This window comes from Kribbella albertanoniae (assembly GCF_004348455.1).
GTDB classification, from domain to species: Bacteria; Actinomycetota; Actinomycetes; order Propionibacteriales; family Kribbellaceae; genus Kribbella; species Kribbella albertanoniae.
The window spans coordinates 1-16,270 of the sequence record NZ_SMKA01000226.1 but is presented as its reverse complement, the minus strand read 5'-3'; the positions used below and the strand labels follow the sequence as shown (position 1 = coordinate 16,270).

Sequence of the window (16,270 nt, the reverse complement as noted above, 5' to 3'; positions counted from 1 at the left end):
GGTTTGAGGTGGGGGAGGAGGAGGCCGGCTAGGAGGGCTCCTAGGGTGCCTAGGGCTAGGTCGCCGAGGGTGTCTGTGTAGGCGGACTGGAGTTCGGGGGAGTTGCGGACGAAGGCGATGTACTCGCCGACTTCCCAGATGACGGCGGCGGTGGTGCCGAAGCCGAGGGCTACGAAGGCGGTGACCGCGCGGGAGAGATTGCGCGGGGCGAAGGCGAGGAGGGCGCCGGCGGTGAGGAAGCCCCAGAGGACGAAGTGCATGGCGTCGTCCCACCAGTCGACGGTGTCGAACAGGTTGAGGCGGTTGCCGATCAGGTCGATCAGCCAGGGCAGGGTCAGCAGCAGGTCGGCGGGCCAGGGGAAGGTCTGGTGCAGTTTGCTGCGGGTGCGGCCGTAGGCCCACCACCACAGCGGGAGCGCCATCGCGCCGATCGGGTAGACGATCAGGCGGGCGGTGGAGGCCTTGCCCTTGATCCCGCTCAGGTCCGGCCAGATGAGGGCCGTGAGCAACAATCCGAACAGCAGCAGCTTCGCGATCAGAGCGGCGTACCGGACTCGCGTGGCCGGGGCTGTCGGGGTGGCAACCATCGTCGTCATGCCTCTCAGTCAAACCGACCGCTGGGCGAGGCGGATGAGTACATCTACGCGAAGAACCCCCGCGATCCCGTCAGTGTGACGGACCGCAGGGGTTCTGAGGAGCAGATGTCAGCCGACGCTCAGCAGGTCGACGACGAAGATCAGCGTCTCGCCCGGCTTGATCGCGCCGCCGGCGCCGCGGTCGCCGTAGGCCAGGTGCGGCGGGATGACCAGCTGGCGGCGGCCGCCGACCTTCATGCCCTGGACGCCGGTGTCCCAGCCCTGGATGACCTGGCCGACGCCGAGCTGGAAGCCCAGCGGCGCGCCCCGGTTGTACGACGCGTCGAACTCCTCGCCGGTCGAGAGCGCAACGCCCACGTAGTGCACGTTCACCCGCGACCCGGCCACAGCTTCGGCGCCGTCGCCCTTGGTGATGTCCGTGATCACGAGTTCCGTCGGCGGGGTTGAGGGGTCGACGAAGTCGACCTCAGGCTTCTCAGTCATGCCTCCAGGCTAACCAGACCCCCGGTCCACCTGGTTCAGCGGGTCAGCGTCGTGAACCAGCCGAGGATCTGCGGGTAGGCGAGTTCAGCGGTGCGGTTGTGGTCGACCGGCCCGGTGTCCGTGACCGTGGACCGGGTGCCGCGCGGGTCGAGGCCGCTACGGCAGCTGTGCGCGTTGGCCGCCGGTACGTCGAGGTCCGCGGAACCGGTGTAGAACCGCGTCGGCACGCGCGGAGTCCAGTCCGTGCAGATGCGGTCAGCCTCCCGCAACCGCTTGCCCAGCAGCCCAGTCGGCTGAACCAGCTGCTGGAGAAACGACGCCCGGACGAGCTTGTCCGGGCTGCCCGGAAGTGCGGCCGCGATCTCCTGCACGGTGTGGCTGCCGTCGAACATCGAGTCGACGACCCGGTCGTACGGCGGCAGGAACACTTCGGACGGATCGTCGTACAGCGGAATCAGCCGGCTCCACGCAGTGATGAAGTAGCCGAGGTAGAGCGTGGCCACGAACGGGCTGACCTGCCCGTTGACCAGTGCAGGCAGCTCGACGCCCAGCAGGTCATAAGGTCCAGCAACCGGAGCCATGGCCCGCAGCCCGAACCCCTGCACCTCGCCACGCTGCAGAGCCCGCCCGAGACTGAGCGTGATCCGCCCGCCCTCCGAGAAACCAGTGACGAGTACGTCGTTCCGCACAGACCTGCCGAGGGTCTCGGAGAGGCGCCGGGCCGCGATCAGCTGATCGGCCGACGCACTCGTCTCGGAGGCAGTGTCGCCGTACGGATGCCGACCGGGGCCGGTGCCCAGGCCCAGCAGGTCAGGCGCAGTCACGGCGAACCCGGCGCCGGCGAACATCAGGCTGCGGACGCGGTCCGGACTGCTCCGCGAGACCGACGCCGTCGAGGCCCGAGTCGCGTTGGTCCCGTGCAGGAAGGTGACCAGGCTCAAGCTGCGCTCGGTACGGCGAGGGAGCGCGACCAGCCCGCTGGCCGTGGTCGGCCTGCCTTCCGGGGTGATGGTCCGATAGACCACGCGGTAGGCATCGGCGCCGTACTTCGCCGGCTCCGTCTTCATACCGGTCGACTGCAGGTACTGAGTCAGCTCGCCGGACGTGAGGTGCTCGATGGGCTCGACCGACACCACCGAACCACGCCAGGACGAGTGGGCCGTGGCGGCGACCGGAACACTCGCCCCCACCGTGGCGGTCAGGGCGACTATCGCGGCAACGCGTTTGAACAGGGTCATCTCCCCAGCCAACGCTGCGGGCGCCCATTAAGGGATGGTCCTTCAACCACCACCGAGGGGGACTTTCACCCACCTACCGGCTGCCAGAATGGCGGGCATGCCCACCTATCGCGCGCGTTTCGATGCCACAGTTGCCTTCACCAACGGAGGCGGCCTTCAGGTGCAAGGGTTCCTGGTCGACGTTCCGTCGGCCGACGTCACGTCCGGGCAGATCGGCGAACTCTTCCTCGACTCACTGGGCTTGTTGATGGCGGGCGACGTGCGGCTCAGCAATCTGGAGATCGTCGAGGCTGCCCACAAAGGCACGCGCGGTGGACCCGCCGCCGACGGTACGCCGCGCGGCGAGGGGACGACGTACATCGAACTCGGTCATGTCATCCGTGACGGCATGATCACGCTCCCGAACCTGCCCGGCCCGAGCTTCAGCCAGCAGCTGACCCGGGAAGCATCGCGGGAGGTCTACGCGCCGGGCACCGAGTTCGAGATCGGGCTGCTGACGATGGTGACGAACACGGGCACCTACATGGACAGCCCCTACCACCGCTACCCGGACGGCCACGACCTCACCGGATTCAGCCTCGAGCGCACGGCCGATCTGCCGACGGTCGTCGTCCGGGTGGAGGACAGCGGGCGGCTGGGGATCGATGCGGCCGCGCTGGCGACGTACGACGTGCGTGGCAAGGCGGTTCTGCTGCACACCGGGGACGACGCACGATTCGGTACGCCGGAATATGTCGACGAGCCGCACTTCCTCACGCGTGACGGGGCCGAGTGGCTGATCGAGCACGGAGCGGTGCTGGTCGGGATCGATGCCGCCAACATCGACGACATGACCGACGGAACCCGGCCCGCCCACACCCTGCTGCTCGGTGCCGGAGTCGCGATCGTCGAACACCTGACCAACCTGGCCGAGGTCCCGCCGACCGGCGCGCTGTTCACCGCAACCGCGCCGCGTATCGAAGGACTCGGCACCTTCCCCGTCCGCGCCTACGCCAAGCTGTCCTAGAGGCTGATGCGGGCGTGCAGGTGGGCGTCGTGGCGGCCGTCGGCCAGCTGCCAGACGCTGCGGAGGGTGCCTTCCAGGAGGTAGCCCGCCTTCTCCGCGACTCGGCAGGACTGGTGATTGCGGGTCGAGTGCTGCAGGGAGATGCGCTGGAAGCCGAGGTCGAAGCACCAGCGCTCGAGGGTCGCGATCGCGCGTGGTGCGAGCCCTTGGCCGCGGGCTGCGGGGAGCATCCAGTACGACAGGCTGACGGTCGCGCTCGCCAGGTTGATCTCCCGAAGCCCGATCTGGCCGAGCGCGGTCTCGCCGCTGGTGATCGCCCACGAGGCCGCCTCGGCAGCTGACCAGCGCTCGCGCCACTGAGCCAGCCACGCCTCCGCCGCTGGCGCGGTGTCGATGCGGAGGACGTGCCAGTGCTCGATCTCGGGGTTGGTGAACGCCTCGATCACGGCCGGTACGTCGGTTGCCCGCCAGGGCCGGAGGTTGTCGAGAGCCGGTTGATCACTAGGTAATTCAGCGGGCACCCAGGACCTCATGGAGTTTGGTGGCGAACTCGGCAGGTTTGCCGGGCATCCCGTACTCGTCGCCGAGGAAGCCGCCGTGGTTGCTCGGGAAGACGACCGGGGTGACGCCGAGGCGGTCGGCGAGCGCCTGGCCGCAGCGCGCGGCGAGCTGCTGGGCGGACTCCTCGCCGCCGCCGATCACGAGCCGGTCCTTGACCTTGGCCAGGGCGTCGAAGTCGGGCTCGTACGACGTCGTACCGCGGATGTTCTGGCCGAGCAGGGCGTCGTCGCGGCTGCCGTCGTCGTCGGCAGACAGTCCGAACATCGATGGATCGGGCGCGGGCCGGTCGGTGTAGTCGCCCGGGAACTCACCCTCGAAGCTGACCAGCGCGATGAACTTCGCCATCCCGGCGCCGTGACCGTCCCGCTGGTAGGTCTCGTAGATGTCGTCGTTGGCGGCCAGCGCAGCCTCGCTGTCCGGGACGAGTTTGAGGAGCGGCGGCTCATGCGCCACGAGGGTGTTGACGAGGTCGGGGCGGTTGGTCAGCAGGGCCAGCGCGTTCACCGCACCGCCGCTGCTGGCGAAGATGTCGACCGGGCCGACATCGAGAGTCTCGATCAGTACGGCGAGGTCGCCGGCATGGATCAGTGGGTTCAGCTCGCCGCTGTCCGTCCGCACGCTGCGCTCGACGCCACGTGGGTCGTAGGTGACGACCGTCCGGTCAGGGAAGTGCGATGCCAGGGTCGGGAAGCCACTCGCGCCCATCGGGCAACCGATCAGCAGCAGCACCGGCTGGTCGCGATCGGTGAGGCTCCCGCGAACGTCGTACGTGAGGGTGACGTGGGGGATGTTGACTGTGCTGGTGACCGGCTCCGTCATGACTGGAGCTTCTCACCCTCGCCCTCTCCGGGACTACCCTCGAGGGCCATGCGGAGAAAACTTCTTGCGGCGTTCGCGGCTGCTGCGCTGACCATCGCCGGCTCTGGTACGGCGCACGCCGCGGGACCGACGTACGGCGAGTACTCGCTGATGTTCGAGAAGTCGGCCGGCCAGTACTGGGCGGGTGGGACCGCGGCCGGGCAATGGGCGTGGACCCCGCTGAGTGCGACCGAGTCCGACATCTCCTGGGGCGACCCGAAGACCTGGCCGCCGAAGTCCGCCGAGCGTTTCATCCACGCCGGCGACTGGGTCCTCCTCGACGGCTACAACGACGGCGCCGGCCGGCCGCTCACGCAGATCCAGCGCGTCACGTCCGAGCAGATCGGCGACGCCAACTGCAACAACCTGCAGCCGATCCCGTCCGCCGACGGCCGTCAGCACTACGTGAAGTGGAACATCCCAGCCACCGGCTACTGCCTCGACGCCACCGGCACCATCAAGCCCCCGAACGGCTCCACCACCGTCAACTTCCGCCACCTGCAGAAGTGGTCACCCCCGCACGCCTGCTCCAACCCGTACTTCACCAACCAGACGTGCATCACCCAGTTCGAGCAGTGGTGGGACGACAACAACCACCCCTACTCCCTCCAGCTCTCCCGCACCCTCGAACTGGCCAAAGGCCAAGGCATGGCCTTCACCAACCGCACCACAGTCCCCGTGAACTGGAACGCCGACGCCCGCTACTACTGGCACTACTAGGCCCGGGGAAAGCCGGCCGGAGTGACCGGGGCCGGGTGGGTGAGGATGCGGCCGGTGGGGGTGGCGAGCAGCCGGTTGAGGTTGTCCTCGAAGGATTCCTCGAGGTTCCAGTCGGCGGTCAGGATATAGAGCGTCTGACCGCCTAGCGCGCAGGCGAAACCGAAGTGCTCGAGGGGGACGGTTTCGAGGACTTCGCCGCCTTCGGCGATCCGGAGGCAGCTGGGACCGGCCTCGGTGAAGCCAGGGGTCCAGATGGCGCCGTCGGCGTCCATGCACATGCCGTCGCCGGAGTGCGCCGCCCAGACCCGCCGGTTGATCAGCCCGCCGTCAGGAAGAACGTCGTACGCCGTCAAGGTGCGGGCGAAGGACTCCGCGATCACGAGCGTCCCGTTGTCCGGCGTGATGACCATGCCGTTCGGGAAGGCGAGCTCGTCGGCGACGCGTCGTACCGTGCCGTCCGGCGTGATCAGCAGGATGAACCCCGGCCGCTCGCCCTCCGCCGGAGCGAACGAGCCGCCACCGTTCACGTAGATGTTGCCGCGGCCGTCGACGACGAGCTCGTTCAGACCGCCGTACGACGAGAGGTCCGCGTGTACGACGAGTTCGCCGGACGGTTCCTGGCGCAGCAGCAGGCCTTCCTGACCGGAGACCACCAGCAGTCGGCCGTCGGGCAGCCAGTCGAGCGAGAAGGGCAGCGTGGTGTCGACCCGCGCCATCACCTCTCGTTTGCCGTCCGGAGCGATGGCCAGGATCTCCTGCGTGCCCCAGTTCGCACACCACAGGCGTCCGTCGTGCCAGCGCGCCGACTCTCCGATGACCAGTCCGTCCAGCAGCACTTCAGTCATGATCCAGCTCCTTCGTCCGAGGCTTGTCTACCTCTACACGAAGGAGCTGGACCGGAATCGACAGCTACCTGCCATCAGTCCGCAGTCCTGCACCGCCGGGTCCGGGACCTCCCGGGGCACGCTAGGCTGAGCGCCCGTGAAGGTCTTGGTGATCGGTACGGGTGGCCGCGAGCACGCGCTGGTGTGGGCTTTGGCCCAGGACGCGGATGTCGAACAGGTGGTGGCGGCGCCGGGTAACCCGGGTATCGCCGTCTTGCACCCGGCGTACGACGGGCAAACGATCGTTTGCCGTCCGGTGGACATGTCCGACCATGCTGCGGTTGTCGCGCTAGCGAGCGAGATGGGTGCGGATCTGGTCGTTGTCGGGCCGGAGGCGCCGCTGGTCGCCGGGCTCGCCGATCCGCTCCGCGACGCCGGGATCGCGGTCTTCGGGCCGTCCAAGGACGCCGCCCAGATCGAGGGGTCGAAGGCGTTCGCCAAGGACGTGATGGCCGCTGCCAGCGTGCCGACTGGCCGGGCCTACGTGTGTACGACGCCCGAGCAGGCCGCGGAGGCGATCGACGCGTTCGGACCGCCGTACGTGGTGAAGGACGACGGACTCGCCGCAGGTAAGGGCGTCGTGGTCACGTCGGACCGCGACGAGGCGCTCGCGCATGCGGCCGGTTGTGAGCAGGTGCTGATCGAGGAGTTCCTCGACGGGCCCGAGGTGTCGCTGTTCGCGATCACCGACGGGACGACCGTCCTGCCGATGCAGCCCGCACAGGACTTCAAGCGCCTTGGTGACAACGACGAAGGCCCGAACACCGGTGGGATGGGCGCCTACACGCCGTTGCCCTGGGCACCGGAAGGTTTGGTTGCCGAGATCACCGACAAGGTCCTGCAGCCGACCGTCGACGAGATGCGCCGCCGCGGTACGCCGTTCAGTGGCCTCCTGTACGCCGGTCTCGCGCTGACGTCCCGCGGTCTGCGCGTGATCGAGTTCAACTGCCGCTTCGGCGACCCGGAAACCCAGGCCCTGCTGCCGATGCTGAAGACCCCGCTCGGCGGTCTGCTGCTCGCTGCCGCCACCGGCAAGCTCAGCGCCTACGACAAGCTGAGCTGGAAGAACGGTTCTGCGGTCGCGGTCGTGGTCGCCGCCAAGAAGTACCCGGCCAGCCCCCGCAGCGGCGACGTGATCGCCGGTGTCGACCAGGCCGAGGGTGACGACATCCACGTCTTCCACGCCGGTACGGCGCTCGACGGCGAGGAGCTCGTCACGTCCGGCGGCCGCGTCCTCGCGGTCAGCGCCACCGGCAAGGACCTCGACGAGGCCCGCCAGCGCGCCTACGCCGGCGTCGGCCAGATCCGCATCAAGGGTTCCCAGCACCGCACCGACATCGCCCTGAAGGCCGCCCGCGGGGAAATCACTGTCTGACGATCTGGGAGAATGGGGGTGTGTCGAGCCCTGCGAAGCCCCGGATTCCGAACGTTCTTGCGTCCCGTTACGCCAGTTTGTCGATGGCGCGGTTGTGGTCGCCGGAGCACAAGATCGTGCTGGAGCGGCAGCTGTGGCTCGCTGTGCTGAAGGCACAGAAAGAGCTGGGCGTCGACGTACCGGACGGGGTGGTCGAGGACTACGAGCGGGTCGTGGACCAGGTCGACCTGGAGTCGATCGCGGCTCGGGAGCGGGTCACGCGGCACGACGTGAAGGCGCGGATCGAGGAGTTCAGCGCGCTCGCCGGGCACGAGCACATCCACAAGGGCATGACGAGCCGGGACCTGACCGAGAACGTCGAGCAGCTGCAGATCCGGGCCGGGCTCGAGCTCGTCCGCGATCGGGCGGTCGCGACCGCCGTACGGCTTGGGCAGAAGGCGGCTGACCACGCGGCGCTGGTGCTGACCGGTCGGTCGCACAACGTGGCCGCGCAGGCGACGACGCTCGGCAAGCGGTTCGCGTCTGCGGCCGATGAGCTGCTGGTGGCGATCGGGCGGCTCGAGGAGCTGATCGAGCGCTACCCGCTGCGCGGCATCAAGGGCCCGGTCGGTACGTCGCAGGACATGCTCGACCTGTTCGGCGGTGACCCGGCCAAGCTGGACAAGCTGGAGAGCGACATCGCCCAGCACCTCGGCTTCAGTCACACCCTGACCAGCGTCGGCCAGGTTTATCCGCGCTCGCTGGACTACGACGTCGTCTCCGCGCTGGTGCAGCTCGCCGCCGGCCCGTCGAGCCTGGCCACCACGATCCGGCTGATGGCCGGGCACGAGCTGGTCACCGAGGGCTTCAAGGAGGGCCAGGTCGGCTCCTCGGCGATGCCGCACAAAATGAACACCCGGTCCTGTGAGCGGGTCAACGGGCTGGCCGTGATCATCCGCGGCTACGCCTCGATGGCCGGTGAACTGGCCGGCAACCAGTGGAACGAGGGCGACGTCTTCTGTTCCGTCGTACGGCGGGTCGCCCTGCCGGACGCGTTCTTCGCGCTGGACGGGTTGTTCGAGACGTTCCTGACCGTGCTCGACGAGTTCGGGGTCTACCCGGCCGTGGTGAGCCGCGAGCTCGAGCGGTACCTGCCGTTCCTGACCACGACCAAGGTCCTGATGGCCGCGGTGAAGAACGGCATCGGCCGCGAGACCGCGCACGAGGTCATCAAGGAGCACGCGGTCGCGACCGCGCTGGACCTGCGCAAGGGCCTGGCCGCGAACGACCTGTTCCACCGCCTCGGCGAGGACGGCCGGCTCGGCCTGACCGAGGACCAGATCGTCGGCATCGTCGGCGAGCCGCTGTCCTTCACCGGCGCGGCCGTCGCACAGGTCGGCGCGGTCGTCGCCCGCATCGACGAGCTCGCCAAGCGGTACCCCGAAGCCGCGGCGTACAACCCGGGTGACATTCTCTAACTCGTGTTCGCACCGCTCACCTGGGCCCTGGTCGGGCTCTCCCTCGCCGCGATGGTCTATGCCATCGTGCTGGCGGCCCGCAACAAGCAGATCAACTGGTCGATCCTGGGTGTCCTCGGCGTGGTCGAGGTCGGCCTGCTCGCGCAACTCGTGATCGGGATCGTGCAGTTGGCCGGCACCGACCGGGATGTCTCCGGTCCGTTCTTCGCCGGCTACCTGATCGGCTCCCTGCTCGTGCTGCCACTCGGCGCCCTGTGGGCGCTGGCCGAGCGCAGCCGCTGGGGTGCCGGCGCACTGGCCTTCGCCTGCCTGGTGATCCCGGTCGTCGAACAGCGCCTGCACGTGATCTGGGTGGCATGAGCGCGCCGACCAGATCGGACCCGTCCGCGACCAAACGCGGGCCGGGCCGGATCCTCGTGCTCGTGTACGGCGTGTTCGCGCTGGCCGCGACCGCCCGCGCCGGCGTCCAGATCGCGACGCAGTTCTCCGATGCCCCGATCGCCTACCTGCTCTCGGCGGTTGCGGCGGTCATCTACTGCGCTGCGACCTTCGCGCTGGCCAAGGCCACCACGCTCTCCCGGCGCGTTGCGACCATCGCGATCGCCATCGAATTGATCGGCGTACTGGGTATCGGTGCGTTCAGTTACGCCGTACCGGAGGACTTCCCGGATGCGACCGTGTGGTCGCACTTCGGGCAGGGGTACGGGTTCGTCCCGCTGGTGCTCCCGATCCTCGGGCTGCTCTGGCTACGTCGAACTCGGTAGCAGCGCGAACCGCAGTGCGCGCAGGATGAACTGCGGCCGGGCGAGTGCGGTCGGGTGGTCGAGCATGGTGGTGACCCGGTTGAACTGGACGTTCAGATCGTCGTCCTTGGCGGTCGCCGCGAAGATCAGGCTGGAGAACCACTTCGTCAGCCGATAGCCGCGCGGGTACGGCCCGTCGACGTGGGGTAGCGCGAGGTCGGCCAGTGTCGAGAGTTGCCAGGCGACGTCGACGACCACGTTGACGTCGTCGAAGTACGAGCGGGCAGGCAGCCTCAGGTCCGGGTCGGTGGACAGGTACGCCGCCAGGCACGAGGCATGCAGGGTCGCCGAGGTCATCCCTTGCCCGTAGATCGGGTTGAAGGACGCGACCGCGTCACCGGCCACGATCAGGCCGGCCGGGATCCGCTCGAGCTCGTGATAGTCGCGGCGACGGCTGTCGGCCTGGTGGTACGTGTTCACCTCGCCAAGTAGTTCGCCGTGCTCGGCGATCTGCGCGAACTCGGTCGGGTAGTCCGAGCGGCACCGCTTCCGGAAGTCCTCGATATCCCGGGTCGGCCGATCGTCGGCGTACCCGGCGACGAGCACCAGCCAGCGGTCGCCTTCCACCGCGAGGATGCCGCCCTGGCGGAGCGGCCGGCCGCTGCCGGGCTGGTTCTGCGCGATCGAGACACCGATCTCGGAGATCTGGTCGTCCCGCCGGAACAGCGCGCTGGCGTAGTTCAGCTTGATCGGCATCCGACGCATCGGCGGCTGCGGCCACCCGGCTGCGCCCAGCCAGTCGCTGAGGCGGCTGGAGCGTCCGGTCGCGTCGACGACCAGGTCGGCAGGCACGGTCACGAGCGACTCCTGTCCGGCGGTGCCGTCAGGCTGGTAGCGGGCGGCTATGACCCGCTCGTCGGCGAACTCGATCCCGTCGGCGCGTCCGTGCACGAGCCGGACGTTGCCGATCTCGAGCGTACGGCGGCGGACCATCGACTCCAGGAACGGCCGGGTGCTGATCAGCGCCGCGCCGAGCGATCCCGGCGGCGGTCCCGGCCGGAGCTCGCCGTTGATGTAGGTCCGGCTCTGCTCCGGTGGCGGGTTGACTGCCCCTGCGGCCAGCGCCTCCGCAGAGAACCCGGGGAACCAGCGATCCAGCTGGGCGTGCCCGGCGGGCAGCAGGGCGTGCACCTGATTGCCTTGCGGTACGCCGGGTCGCGGCTCGGTCGAGTCGCCGGTGGTGTCGCGCTCGATGATCAGCACCTCGTCGGCGTACTCGCTGAGCACCCGCGCGGCCATCAGGCCGGCCATGCTCGCGCCCAGTACGACGGCACGCTCCATCAGCACCTTCGGCTTCGGCGGTCGGTCAGCACTCGTGATCCGGGCAAAACGTTGCGCAACAGACTCAGCCACGAGCAGCCCCCAGGCAGAAATTCAGGCAGAAAGTGAAAGTAACTGCCACTTTAGGGGCTCGGTGAGTGACTCGCCGCCGCACGCATGTCGCGACTCCCAGTGAACTGCCAGCTACGCCCAACGACCGTTTCAGGTTCGCCGGACAGAGTCGAAGCCATGCAGACATCAGGTCATCCCAGCGATTCGAGGCGGGTCGAGATCGTCGTACCCGTCAAGAACGAGGAACACGACCTCGGCCCGAATATCCGGCGGTTGCGGGAGTTCCTGGACACCGCCTTTCCGTATCCGGCCGAGGTCTGCATCGCCGACAACGGAAGCACGGACGCGACGTACGAGATCGGCGCGCTGCTGGCGGCCGAGCTGCCCGGGGTCCGGGTGGTCCGGCTCGAGCAGCCGGGGCGTGGACGTGCGCTGAAGCAGGTCTGGTCGGAGTCGACGGCCGACGTGCTCGCCTATATGGACGTGGACCTGTCCACCAATCTGAACGCGCTGCTGCCGTTGGTGGCACCGCTGTTCGCCGGGCACAGTGATGTTGCCATCGGCACCCGGTTGTCGAACGGGTCGCGGGTGGTCCGGCGGCCGAAGCGTGAGTTCATCAGCCGCTCCTACAACTTGTTGCTACGGGCAACTCTGAGCACGCACTTCTCCGATGCACAGTGTGGATTCAAGGCGATCCGGGCGGATGTGGCTCGCGAGCTGTTGCCGTACGTCGAGGACACCAGCTGGTTCTTCGACACCGAACTGCTGGTGCTGGCAGAACGTGCCGGGTTGCGGATCCACGAGGTCCCGGTCGACTGGATCGACGACCTGGATTCGCGGGTCGCGATCGCGAAGACGGTCGGCGAGGATCTGCGCGGGATCGCGCGGCTGGCTCGGAGCCGGATCGACCTTGAGCCGATCAGAGCGACGTACGGGCGTCCACGGGTGCTCGATCCACGAACCGCCTTGGCTGCAAGGATTCTGCGGTTCTGCGCGGTCGGCGTACTGAGCACGCTGGCTTATGCGCTGCTGTATCTCGTGCTGAGGCAAGGGATGCCGGCACAGGTCGCGAACGTGCTGGCCCTGCTCATCACCGCGGTCGGTAACACCGCACTCAACCGACGGGTCACCTTCGGAGTCCGTGGGGTCGAGGGCCGATGGCGGCATCAGCTGCGCGGCCTCGTCACGTTCGGCATCGGCTGGAGCCTGACCGCATGCGCGCTGTGGCTGCTGCACACTGCGGTCTCGGCGCCGCATCAAGCAGTCGAGGTGACCGTGCTGACGCTGGCGAATCTCGCCGCGACGGTGGTCCGGTTCAGCCTCTTCCAAGCCTGGGTCTTCAACGACGACGCACCCACGGTCCCGGCAATCGAACACAGTCCACTCTCGAACCTCAGGAGCAACTGACATGGCGACACTGACCGAATCCAGACCCCGAGTGGTCGCCAGGCCACTCACTCTGAGTCGGGACAAAGTCCTGTACGGCGGGTTGCTGGTCCTGACCGCGATCGCCTATCTGTGGGGGCTGTCCAAGAACGGCTACGCCAACGAGTACTACGCAGCCGCAGTCCAGGCGGGGTCGACGAGCTGGAAGGCCTGGTTCTTCGGGGCGTTCGACTCGTCGAGCTTCATCACCGTCGACAAGACACCAGGCTCGTTGTGGGTCATGGGTTTGTCCGGACGGATCTTCGGATTCAACAGCTGGAGCATGCTGGTTCCCCAGGCCCTGATGGGTGTTGCGAGCGTCGGCTTCGTCTACGTCTCGGTACGGCGTTGGTTCTCGGCCAACGCGGGATTGCTTGCTGGCGGCATCCTCGCGCTGACGCCGGTCGCCGTACTGATGTTCCGGTTCAACAACCCCGATGCGCTGCTGATCATGCTGCTGTGTGCCGGCGCGTGGGCGGTCACTCGGGCGATCGACTCGGAGAAGCACGCGGCGCGGTGGATGATGCTGGCCGGTGCGCTGGTCGGGTTCGGGTTCCTGGCGAAGATGATGCAGGCCTTCCTGATCCTGCCCGCGTTCGGGCTGGCGTATCTGGTGGCAGGCAGGTCCGCGCTCGGGAAGCGGATCATGCACAGCGGGCTCGCGCTGGTGGCGATGATCGTGAGTGCCGGTTGGTGGATCGCGATCGTCGAACTGATCCCGGCGTCGGCGCGGCCGTGGATCGGCGGGTCGTCGACGAACAGCATTCTCGAGCTGACACTGGGCTACAACGGACTCGGGCGACTGAACGGCAACGAGACCGGATCTGTCGGTGGTGGTATCGGCAACCCGGGCTGGGGTGGTGCGACCGGACTGCAACGGTTGTTCGGTGGCGAGTTCGCGTCCCAGATCGCTTGGCTGCTACCGGCCGCGCTGCTGGCCACCGTCGTACTGATCGTGGCGGCCGGGAAAGCGCCGCGGACCGATCGGACTCGCGCGTTCACCATCCTGTGGGGCGGCTGGCTGGTGGTGACCGGGCTGGTGTTCAGCTTCATGAAGGGCATCATTCACAGCTACTACATGGTCGCGCTGGCGCCGGCCATCGGTGCGGTGATCGGTGCGGCGATGCTGGTGCTCTGGCGGCGCCGAACCGAATGGTTGCCGCGGGCAACACTCGCCGGTGGGATCCTGCTGACGGCGGGCTGGAGCTTCGCGTTGCTGAACGCGACGCCGACCTGGAATCCGTGGTTGCGCTGGGTCGTGCTGGTGACCGGGGCGATCGCGGCGTGCGCGCTGCTGATGGTGCCTGAGCTCGGGCTCAACCGGGCAACGGCTCGGCGGGCCGGGCTGGCCACGGGGGCGTTGCTGATCGTGACGGCGTTGGCCGGGCCGGCGGCGTACTCGGTGAGCACGATCGCGACGGCTCATGCCGGGGCGATTCCGACGGCCGGGCCGGAGGGCGTCGGCGGTCGAGGTGGTGGTGGCGGTGGTGGCGGTGGATTCAACCGTGGCGGTGGGCAGCCTGCGGCCGGTACGCAGCCAGGCGCGACGACCGGAACTGCGCCGGGCGGCGCAACGACCGGTGCGCCGACCGGCGGGATGCGCGGTGGCGGCGGTGGGTTCCTGGGTGGTGGCGGGACCAGTGGAGTCTCGAGCGAGTTGGTCGCGCTGTTGCAGCAAGGGGCCAACGGCTACACCTGGGCCGCTGCGGCCGTGACCTCGAATGCCGCCGCGCCGCTGCAGATCGCCTCCGAGGTCCCGATCATGTCGATCGGCGGGTTCAACGGCACCGATCCCGCACCCACGCTCGCGGAGTTCCAGCAGCTGGTTGCCCAGGGCAAGGTTCACTACTTCGTCGGCGGCAGTGGCGGCGGATTCGGCGGTGGTCGCGGCGGCACCTCGTCCGAGATCTCCACCTGGGTGGCGGCGAATTTCCAGGCCCAGACCGTCGGCACTTCCACCGTCTACGACCTCACGACCAGTAACTAGGAGCATTTGATGACGAATCCTCAGTTCCTCGCCCAGCCTCCGGCGGCCCCGCCGATCGCCGAGCCGAAGGACAAGCGGCCGAGCGGGAAGGTGCTGGCCGGAGCCGGATCTCTGGTGGCGGTACTGGCCTTCCTTGGCGGGATGGCCGTCGGGCACGCGTGGGACGGAAGTTCCACCGGTACGACGACGGGACCGGGCGGTGGTTTCCGGCAAGGCCCGGGGCAAGGGGCCGGGCAAGGCGGCGGGCCTGGTCAGCAAGTTCCGCCGGGACAACAGATTCCCCCGGGGCAACAGGTTCCGCAGGGTCAACCAGGGTAGGGAAAACGACGCCCGGTGAGCGTAAGCACACCGGGCGTTTCCCTGCAAGGGGTGGTGTGACCGGTGCGGAGTGGGGTAAGCATCTGGGGGTGGAATGGTCGAACGTCACCTGGTTCCTGACCGCGCTCGGTGCGGTCGTCGTGCTGTTGACGCGCGTCCGGCTCGGTGGTGCAGTGGTCGACGGCACCGGAAAGTCCAGTGGGAACGCCGGGTATTCGGCTGCCCTGCTGCGGATTCACACCACCGCGGGCGCCCTCACCTTGCTGGTCTGGATCGTTGCCTTGCTCACCCTTCGCCGCGAGATCGCTCTCCTCGGGCTAGCCGGCTGGTGGCTGCTGACGGTGGTCGGATTGTTGCTTCTGGCCCGTTGGCTGCCGAGCGGCGGCAAACATTCCGAGCACACCCGTGGCGACGCCTGGGGGTCCGGCGCCGGACTCTCCCTGCTCGGCCACATCGGCGTACTGCTGGGATCCGGCTACTTCACCTGGGTGACGCTCACCGACCGCCTCTGATCAAACCGTCCAGAACGGCGGCGACAGCCCGCCGTACACCGTCCTCGAAGTCGGCCTCCGAGAGCGTCGAGCCGACCCCGGCCACGCGGTCGTACAACAGACCGTCCAGCATCGCCGCCAACGGCCACGCGGCCCGCTCCGGATCCGGTACGCCGAGTGCCGCGAGCAACTGGCCGAGCATCGCCCGCAGTTGCCGCCCACCGGTGTCGATCGCGGTCCGCAGCTCAGGCTGCCGACTCGCCTCCAGCGACAGCTCGTACCGCGCGATTAGATCGTCCGAACGCTCGGCGGCCAGCCCCAGCACCATCACAACCACCAGCTCGCCCGGCGGCAGCTCGCTCCGAGCCGGAGCGACCGTCTCCACGTCGCGCGCGAGCATCCGCTCCACGCAAGCAGTCAGCAGCGCACTACGCGTCCGCAGGTAGTACGACGTAGACCCCGGCGGCAACCCAGCCTCGCTGTCCACAGCCCGATGCGTAAGCCCCCGCAACCCCCGGCCAGCCACCAACCGAATAGCAGCATCAGCAATCGCCTCCCGCCGATCCGCCCCCAGCGGCACCTGCTTCGTCACCCCCGCAGTCTCCCACTTCCCAGCCATCCTCTACAAATGTAGAGTGAAGTTATGGGGACCGTGATTGTGGTCGGGGCGGGGATTGGTGGGGTCACTGCGGCGGTGGCGTTGCAGCGCTGTGGGTGGGAGGTCACGGTGCTGGAG

At 68.3% G+C, this 16,270-nt stretch carries 19 protein-coding genes; 11 read left to right on the top strand and 8 right to left on the bottom strand.

The annotated features are described in order from the left end of the window. The 3 genes from E1261_RS33915 to E1261_RS33905 all read right to left on the bottom strand — a co-directional run. A partial coding sequence (locus tag E1261_RS33915) for a DUF2238 domain-containing protein (protein ID WP_132413781.1) occupies positions 1–596 on the bottom strand: 596 nt, incomplete at its 3' end. Between the two features lie 108 nt (positions 597–704). After that, the gene (locus E1261_RS33910; RefSeq protein WP_132413780.1) at positions 705–1,079 is read right to left on the bottom strand and encodes an FKBP-type peptidyl-prolyl cis-trans isomerase; all 375 of its coding nucleotides are present in this window, start codon (positions 1,077–1,079) and stop codon (positions 705–707) included. Positions 1,080–1,114: 35 nt separating this feature from the next. Continuing rightward, a complete protein-coding gene (locus E1261_RS33905; protein ID WP_132413779.1) occupies positions 1,115–2,317 on the bottom strand; it encodes an alpha/beta fold hydrolase in 1,203 nt (400 codons plus the stop codon). 97 nt (positions 2,318–2,414) lie between these two features. Here E1261_RS33905 and E1261_RS33900 point away from each other — a divergent pair, with 97 nt between their 5' ends. After that, positions 2,415–3,323: a cyclase family protein gene (locus E1261_RS33900; RefSeq protein WP_132413778.1), complete on the top strand. Its 909-nt coding sequence runs from the start codon at positions 2,415–2,417 to the stop codon at positions 3,321–3,323. Here E1261_RS33900 and E1261_RS33895 read toward each other — a convergent pair. Continuing rightward, positions 3,320–3,844 (bottom strand): GNAT family N-acetyltransferase, encoded by a 525-nt coding sequence (locus E1261_RS33895; RefSeq protein ID WP_238176593.1) that lies wholly within the window; start codon positions 3,842–3,844, stop codon positions 3,320–3,322. The two genes, E1261_RS33900 and E1261_RS33895, sit on opposite strands and share 4 nt — an antisense overlap. After that, positions 3,834–4,703, bottom strand: a complete 870-nt coding sequence (locus tag E1261_RS33890) for an alpha/beta fold hydrolase (protein ID WP_132413776.1) — start codon at positions 4,701–4,703, stop codon at positions 3,834–3,836. Before E1261_RS33890 ends, E1261_RS33895 begins: the two co-directional genes overlap by 11 nt. Positions 4,704–4,751: 48 nt before the next feature. Here E1261_RS33890 and E1261_RS33885 point away from each other — a divergent pair, with 48 nt between their 5' ends. Next, positions 4,752–5,462, top strand: a complete 711-nt coding sequence (locus E1261_RS33885; RefSeq protein ID WP_132413775.1) for a hypothetical protein — start codon at positions 4,752–4,754, stop codon at positions 5,460–5,462. Here the strand turns inward: E1261_RS33885 and E1261_RS33880 are convergent. Continuing rightward, complete coding sequence (locus E1261_RS33880; RefSeq protein ID WP_132413774.1) at positions 5,459–6,307, bottom strand: SMP-30/gluconolactonase/LRE family protein; 849 nt, start codon at positions 6,305–6,307, stop codon at positions 5,459–5,461. The two genes, E1261_RS33885 and E1261_RS33880, sit on opposite strands and share 4 nt — an antisense overlap. A gap of 136 nt (positions 6,308–6,443) precedes the next feature. Here E1261_RS33880 and purD point away from each other — a divergent pair, with 136 nt between their 5' ends. Genes purD through E1261_RS33860 form a run of 4 tightly spaced genes read left to right on the top strand, consistent with a single transcriptional unit; the run spans position 6,444 to position 9,942 of the window. Next, positions 6,444–7,721: a phosphoribosylamine--glycine ligase gene (gene purD, locus E1261_RS33875; RefSeq protein ID WP_132413773.1), complete on the top strand. Its 1,278-nt coding sequence runs from the start codon at positions 6,444–6,446 to the stop codon at positions 7,719–7,721. A 20-nt stretch (positions 7,722–7,741) separates the two neighbouring features. After that, positions 7,742–9,178: an adenylosuccinate lyase gene (gene purB, locus E1261_RS33870; protein ID WP_132413772.1), complete on the top strand. Its 1,437-nt coding sequence runs from the start codon at positions 7,742–7,744 to the stop codon at positions 9,176–9,178. 3 nt (positions 9,179–9,181) lie between these two features. Further along, positions 9,182–9,538 carry a hypothetical protein gene (locus E1261_RS33865; protein WP_132413771.1) on the top strand — a complete coding sequence of 119 codons (357 nt, stop codon included), beginning with the start codon at positions 9,182–9,184 and terminating at the stop codon, positions 9,536–9,538. Next, a complete protein-coding gene (locus E1261_RS33860) occupies positions 9,535–9,942 on the top strand; it encodes a hypothetical protein (RefSeq protein ID WP_132413770.1) in 408 nt (135 codons plus the stop codon). The genes E1261_RS33865 and E1261_RS33860 overlap by 4 nt, the downstream gene beginning before the upstream one ends. Here E1261_RS33860 and E1261_RS33855 read toward each other — a convergent pair. Beyond that, positions 9,925–11,334 (bottom strand): NAD(P)/FAD-dependent oxidoreductase, encoded by a 1,410-nt coding sequence (locus tag E1261_RS33855; protein ID WP_202875267.1) that lies wholly within the window; start codon positions 11,332–11,334, stop codon positions 9,925–9,927. The two genes, E1261_RS33860 and E1261_RS33855, sit on opposite strands and share 18 nt — an antisense overlap. A gap of 156 nt (positions 11,335–11,490) precedes the next feature. On the opposite strand from E1261_RS33855, the gene E1261_RS33850 reads away from it, so the two are divergent. Genes E1261_RS33850 through E1261_RS33835 form a run of 4 tightly spaced genes read left to right on the top strand, consistent with a single transcriptional unit; the run spans position 11,491 to position 15,555 of the window. Continuing rightward, positions 11,491–12,720, top strand: coding sequence for a bifunctional glycosyltransferase family 2/GtrA family protein (locus tag E1261_RS33850; protein WP_132413769.1), 1,230 nt, complete (start codon positions 11,491–11,493; stop codon positions 12,718–12,720). A gap of 1 nt (position 12,721) precedes the next feature. Continuing rightward, positions 12,722–14,725 (top strand): glycosyltransferase family 39 protein, encoded by a 2,004-nt coding sequence (locus E1261_RS46960; RefSeq protein ID WP_132413768.1) that lies wholly within the window; start codon positions 12,722–12,724, stop codon positions 14,723–14,725. 9 nt (positions 14,726–14,734) lie between these two features. Next, on the top strand, positions 14,735–15,043 hold the full coding sequence (locus tag E1261_RS33840; protein ID WP_132413767.1) for a hypothetical protein: 309 nt from the start codon (positions 14,735–14,737) through the stop codon (positions 15,041–15,043). Positions 15,044–15,099: 56 nt separating this feature from the next. Then, the gene (locus E1261_RS33835) at positions 15,100–15,555 is read left to right on the top strand and encodes a hypothetical protein (protein ID WP_132413766.1); all 456 of its coding nucleotides are present in this window, start codon (positions 15,100–15,102) and stop codon (positions 15,553–15,555) included. On the opposite strand, the gene E1261_RS33830 is transcribed toward E1261_RS33835, so the two are convergent. Next, positions 15,539–16,153: a TetR/AcrR family transcriptional regulator gene (locus E1261_RS33830; protein ID WP_238176592.1), complete on the bottom strand. Its 615-nt coding sequence runs from the start codon at positions 16,151–16,153 to the stop codon at positions 15,539–15,541. The genes E1261_RS33835 and E1261_RS33830 overlap by 17 nt on opposite strands. Positions 16,154–16,177: 24 nt before the next feature. Here E1261_RS33830 and E1261_RS33825 point away from each other — a divergent pair. Beyond that, on the top strand, positions 16,178–16,270 hold a 93-nt coding region (locus E1261_RS33825), incomplete at its 3' end, for an NAD(P)-binding protein (RefSeq protein ID WP_132413765.1).

Coding starts and splice junctions, on each gene's coding strand:
- E1261_RS33885 (WP_132413775.1), top strand. CDS start 4,752: ATGCGGAGAAAACTTCTTGCGGCGTTCGCGGCTGCTGCGCTGACCATC.
- E1261_RS33890 (WP_132413776.1), bottom strand. CDS start 4,703: ATGACGGAGCCGGTCACCAGCACAGTCAACATCCCCCACGTCACCCTC.
- E1261_RS33900 (WP_132413778.1), top strand. CDS start 2,415: ATGCCCACCTATCGCGCGCGTTTCGATGCCACAGTTGCCTTCACCAAC.
- E1261_RS33840 (WP_132413767.1), top strand. CDS start 14,735: ATGACGAATCCTCAGTTCCTCGCCCAGCCTCCGGCGGCCCCGCCGATC.
- E1261_RS33830 (WP_238176592.1), bottom strand. CDS start 16,153: ATGGCTGGGAAGTGGGAGACTGCGGGGGTGACGAAGCAGGTGCCGCTG.
- E1261_RS33905 (WP_132413779.1), bottom strand. CDS start 2,317: ATGACCCTGTTCAAACGCGTTGCCGCGATAGTCGCCCTGACCGCCACG.
- E1261_RS33850 (WP_132413769.1), top strand. CDS start 11,491: ATGCAGACATCAGGTCATCCCAGCGATTCGAGGCGGGTCGAGATCGTC.
- E1261_RS46960 (WP_132413768.1), top strand. CDS start 12,722: ATGGCGACACTGACCGAATCCAGACCCCGAGTGGTCGCCAGGCCACTC.
- E1261_RS33880 (WP_132413774.1), bottom strand. CDS start 6,307: ATGACTGAAGTGCTGCTGGACGGACTGGTCATCGGAGAGTCGGCGCGC.
- E1261_RS33860 (WP_132413770.1), top strand. CDS start 9,535: ATGAGCGCGCCGACCAGATCGGACCCGTCCGCGACCAAACGCGGGCCG.
- E1261_RS33910 (WP_132413780.1), bottom strand. CDS start 1,079: ATGACTGAGAAGCCTGAGGTCGACTTCGTCGACCCCTCAACCCCGCCG.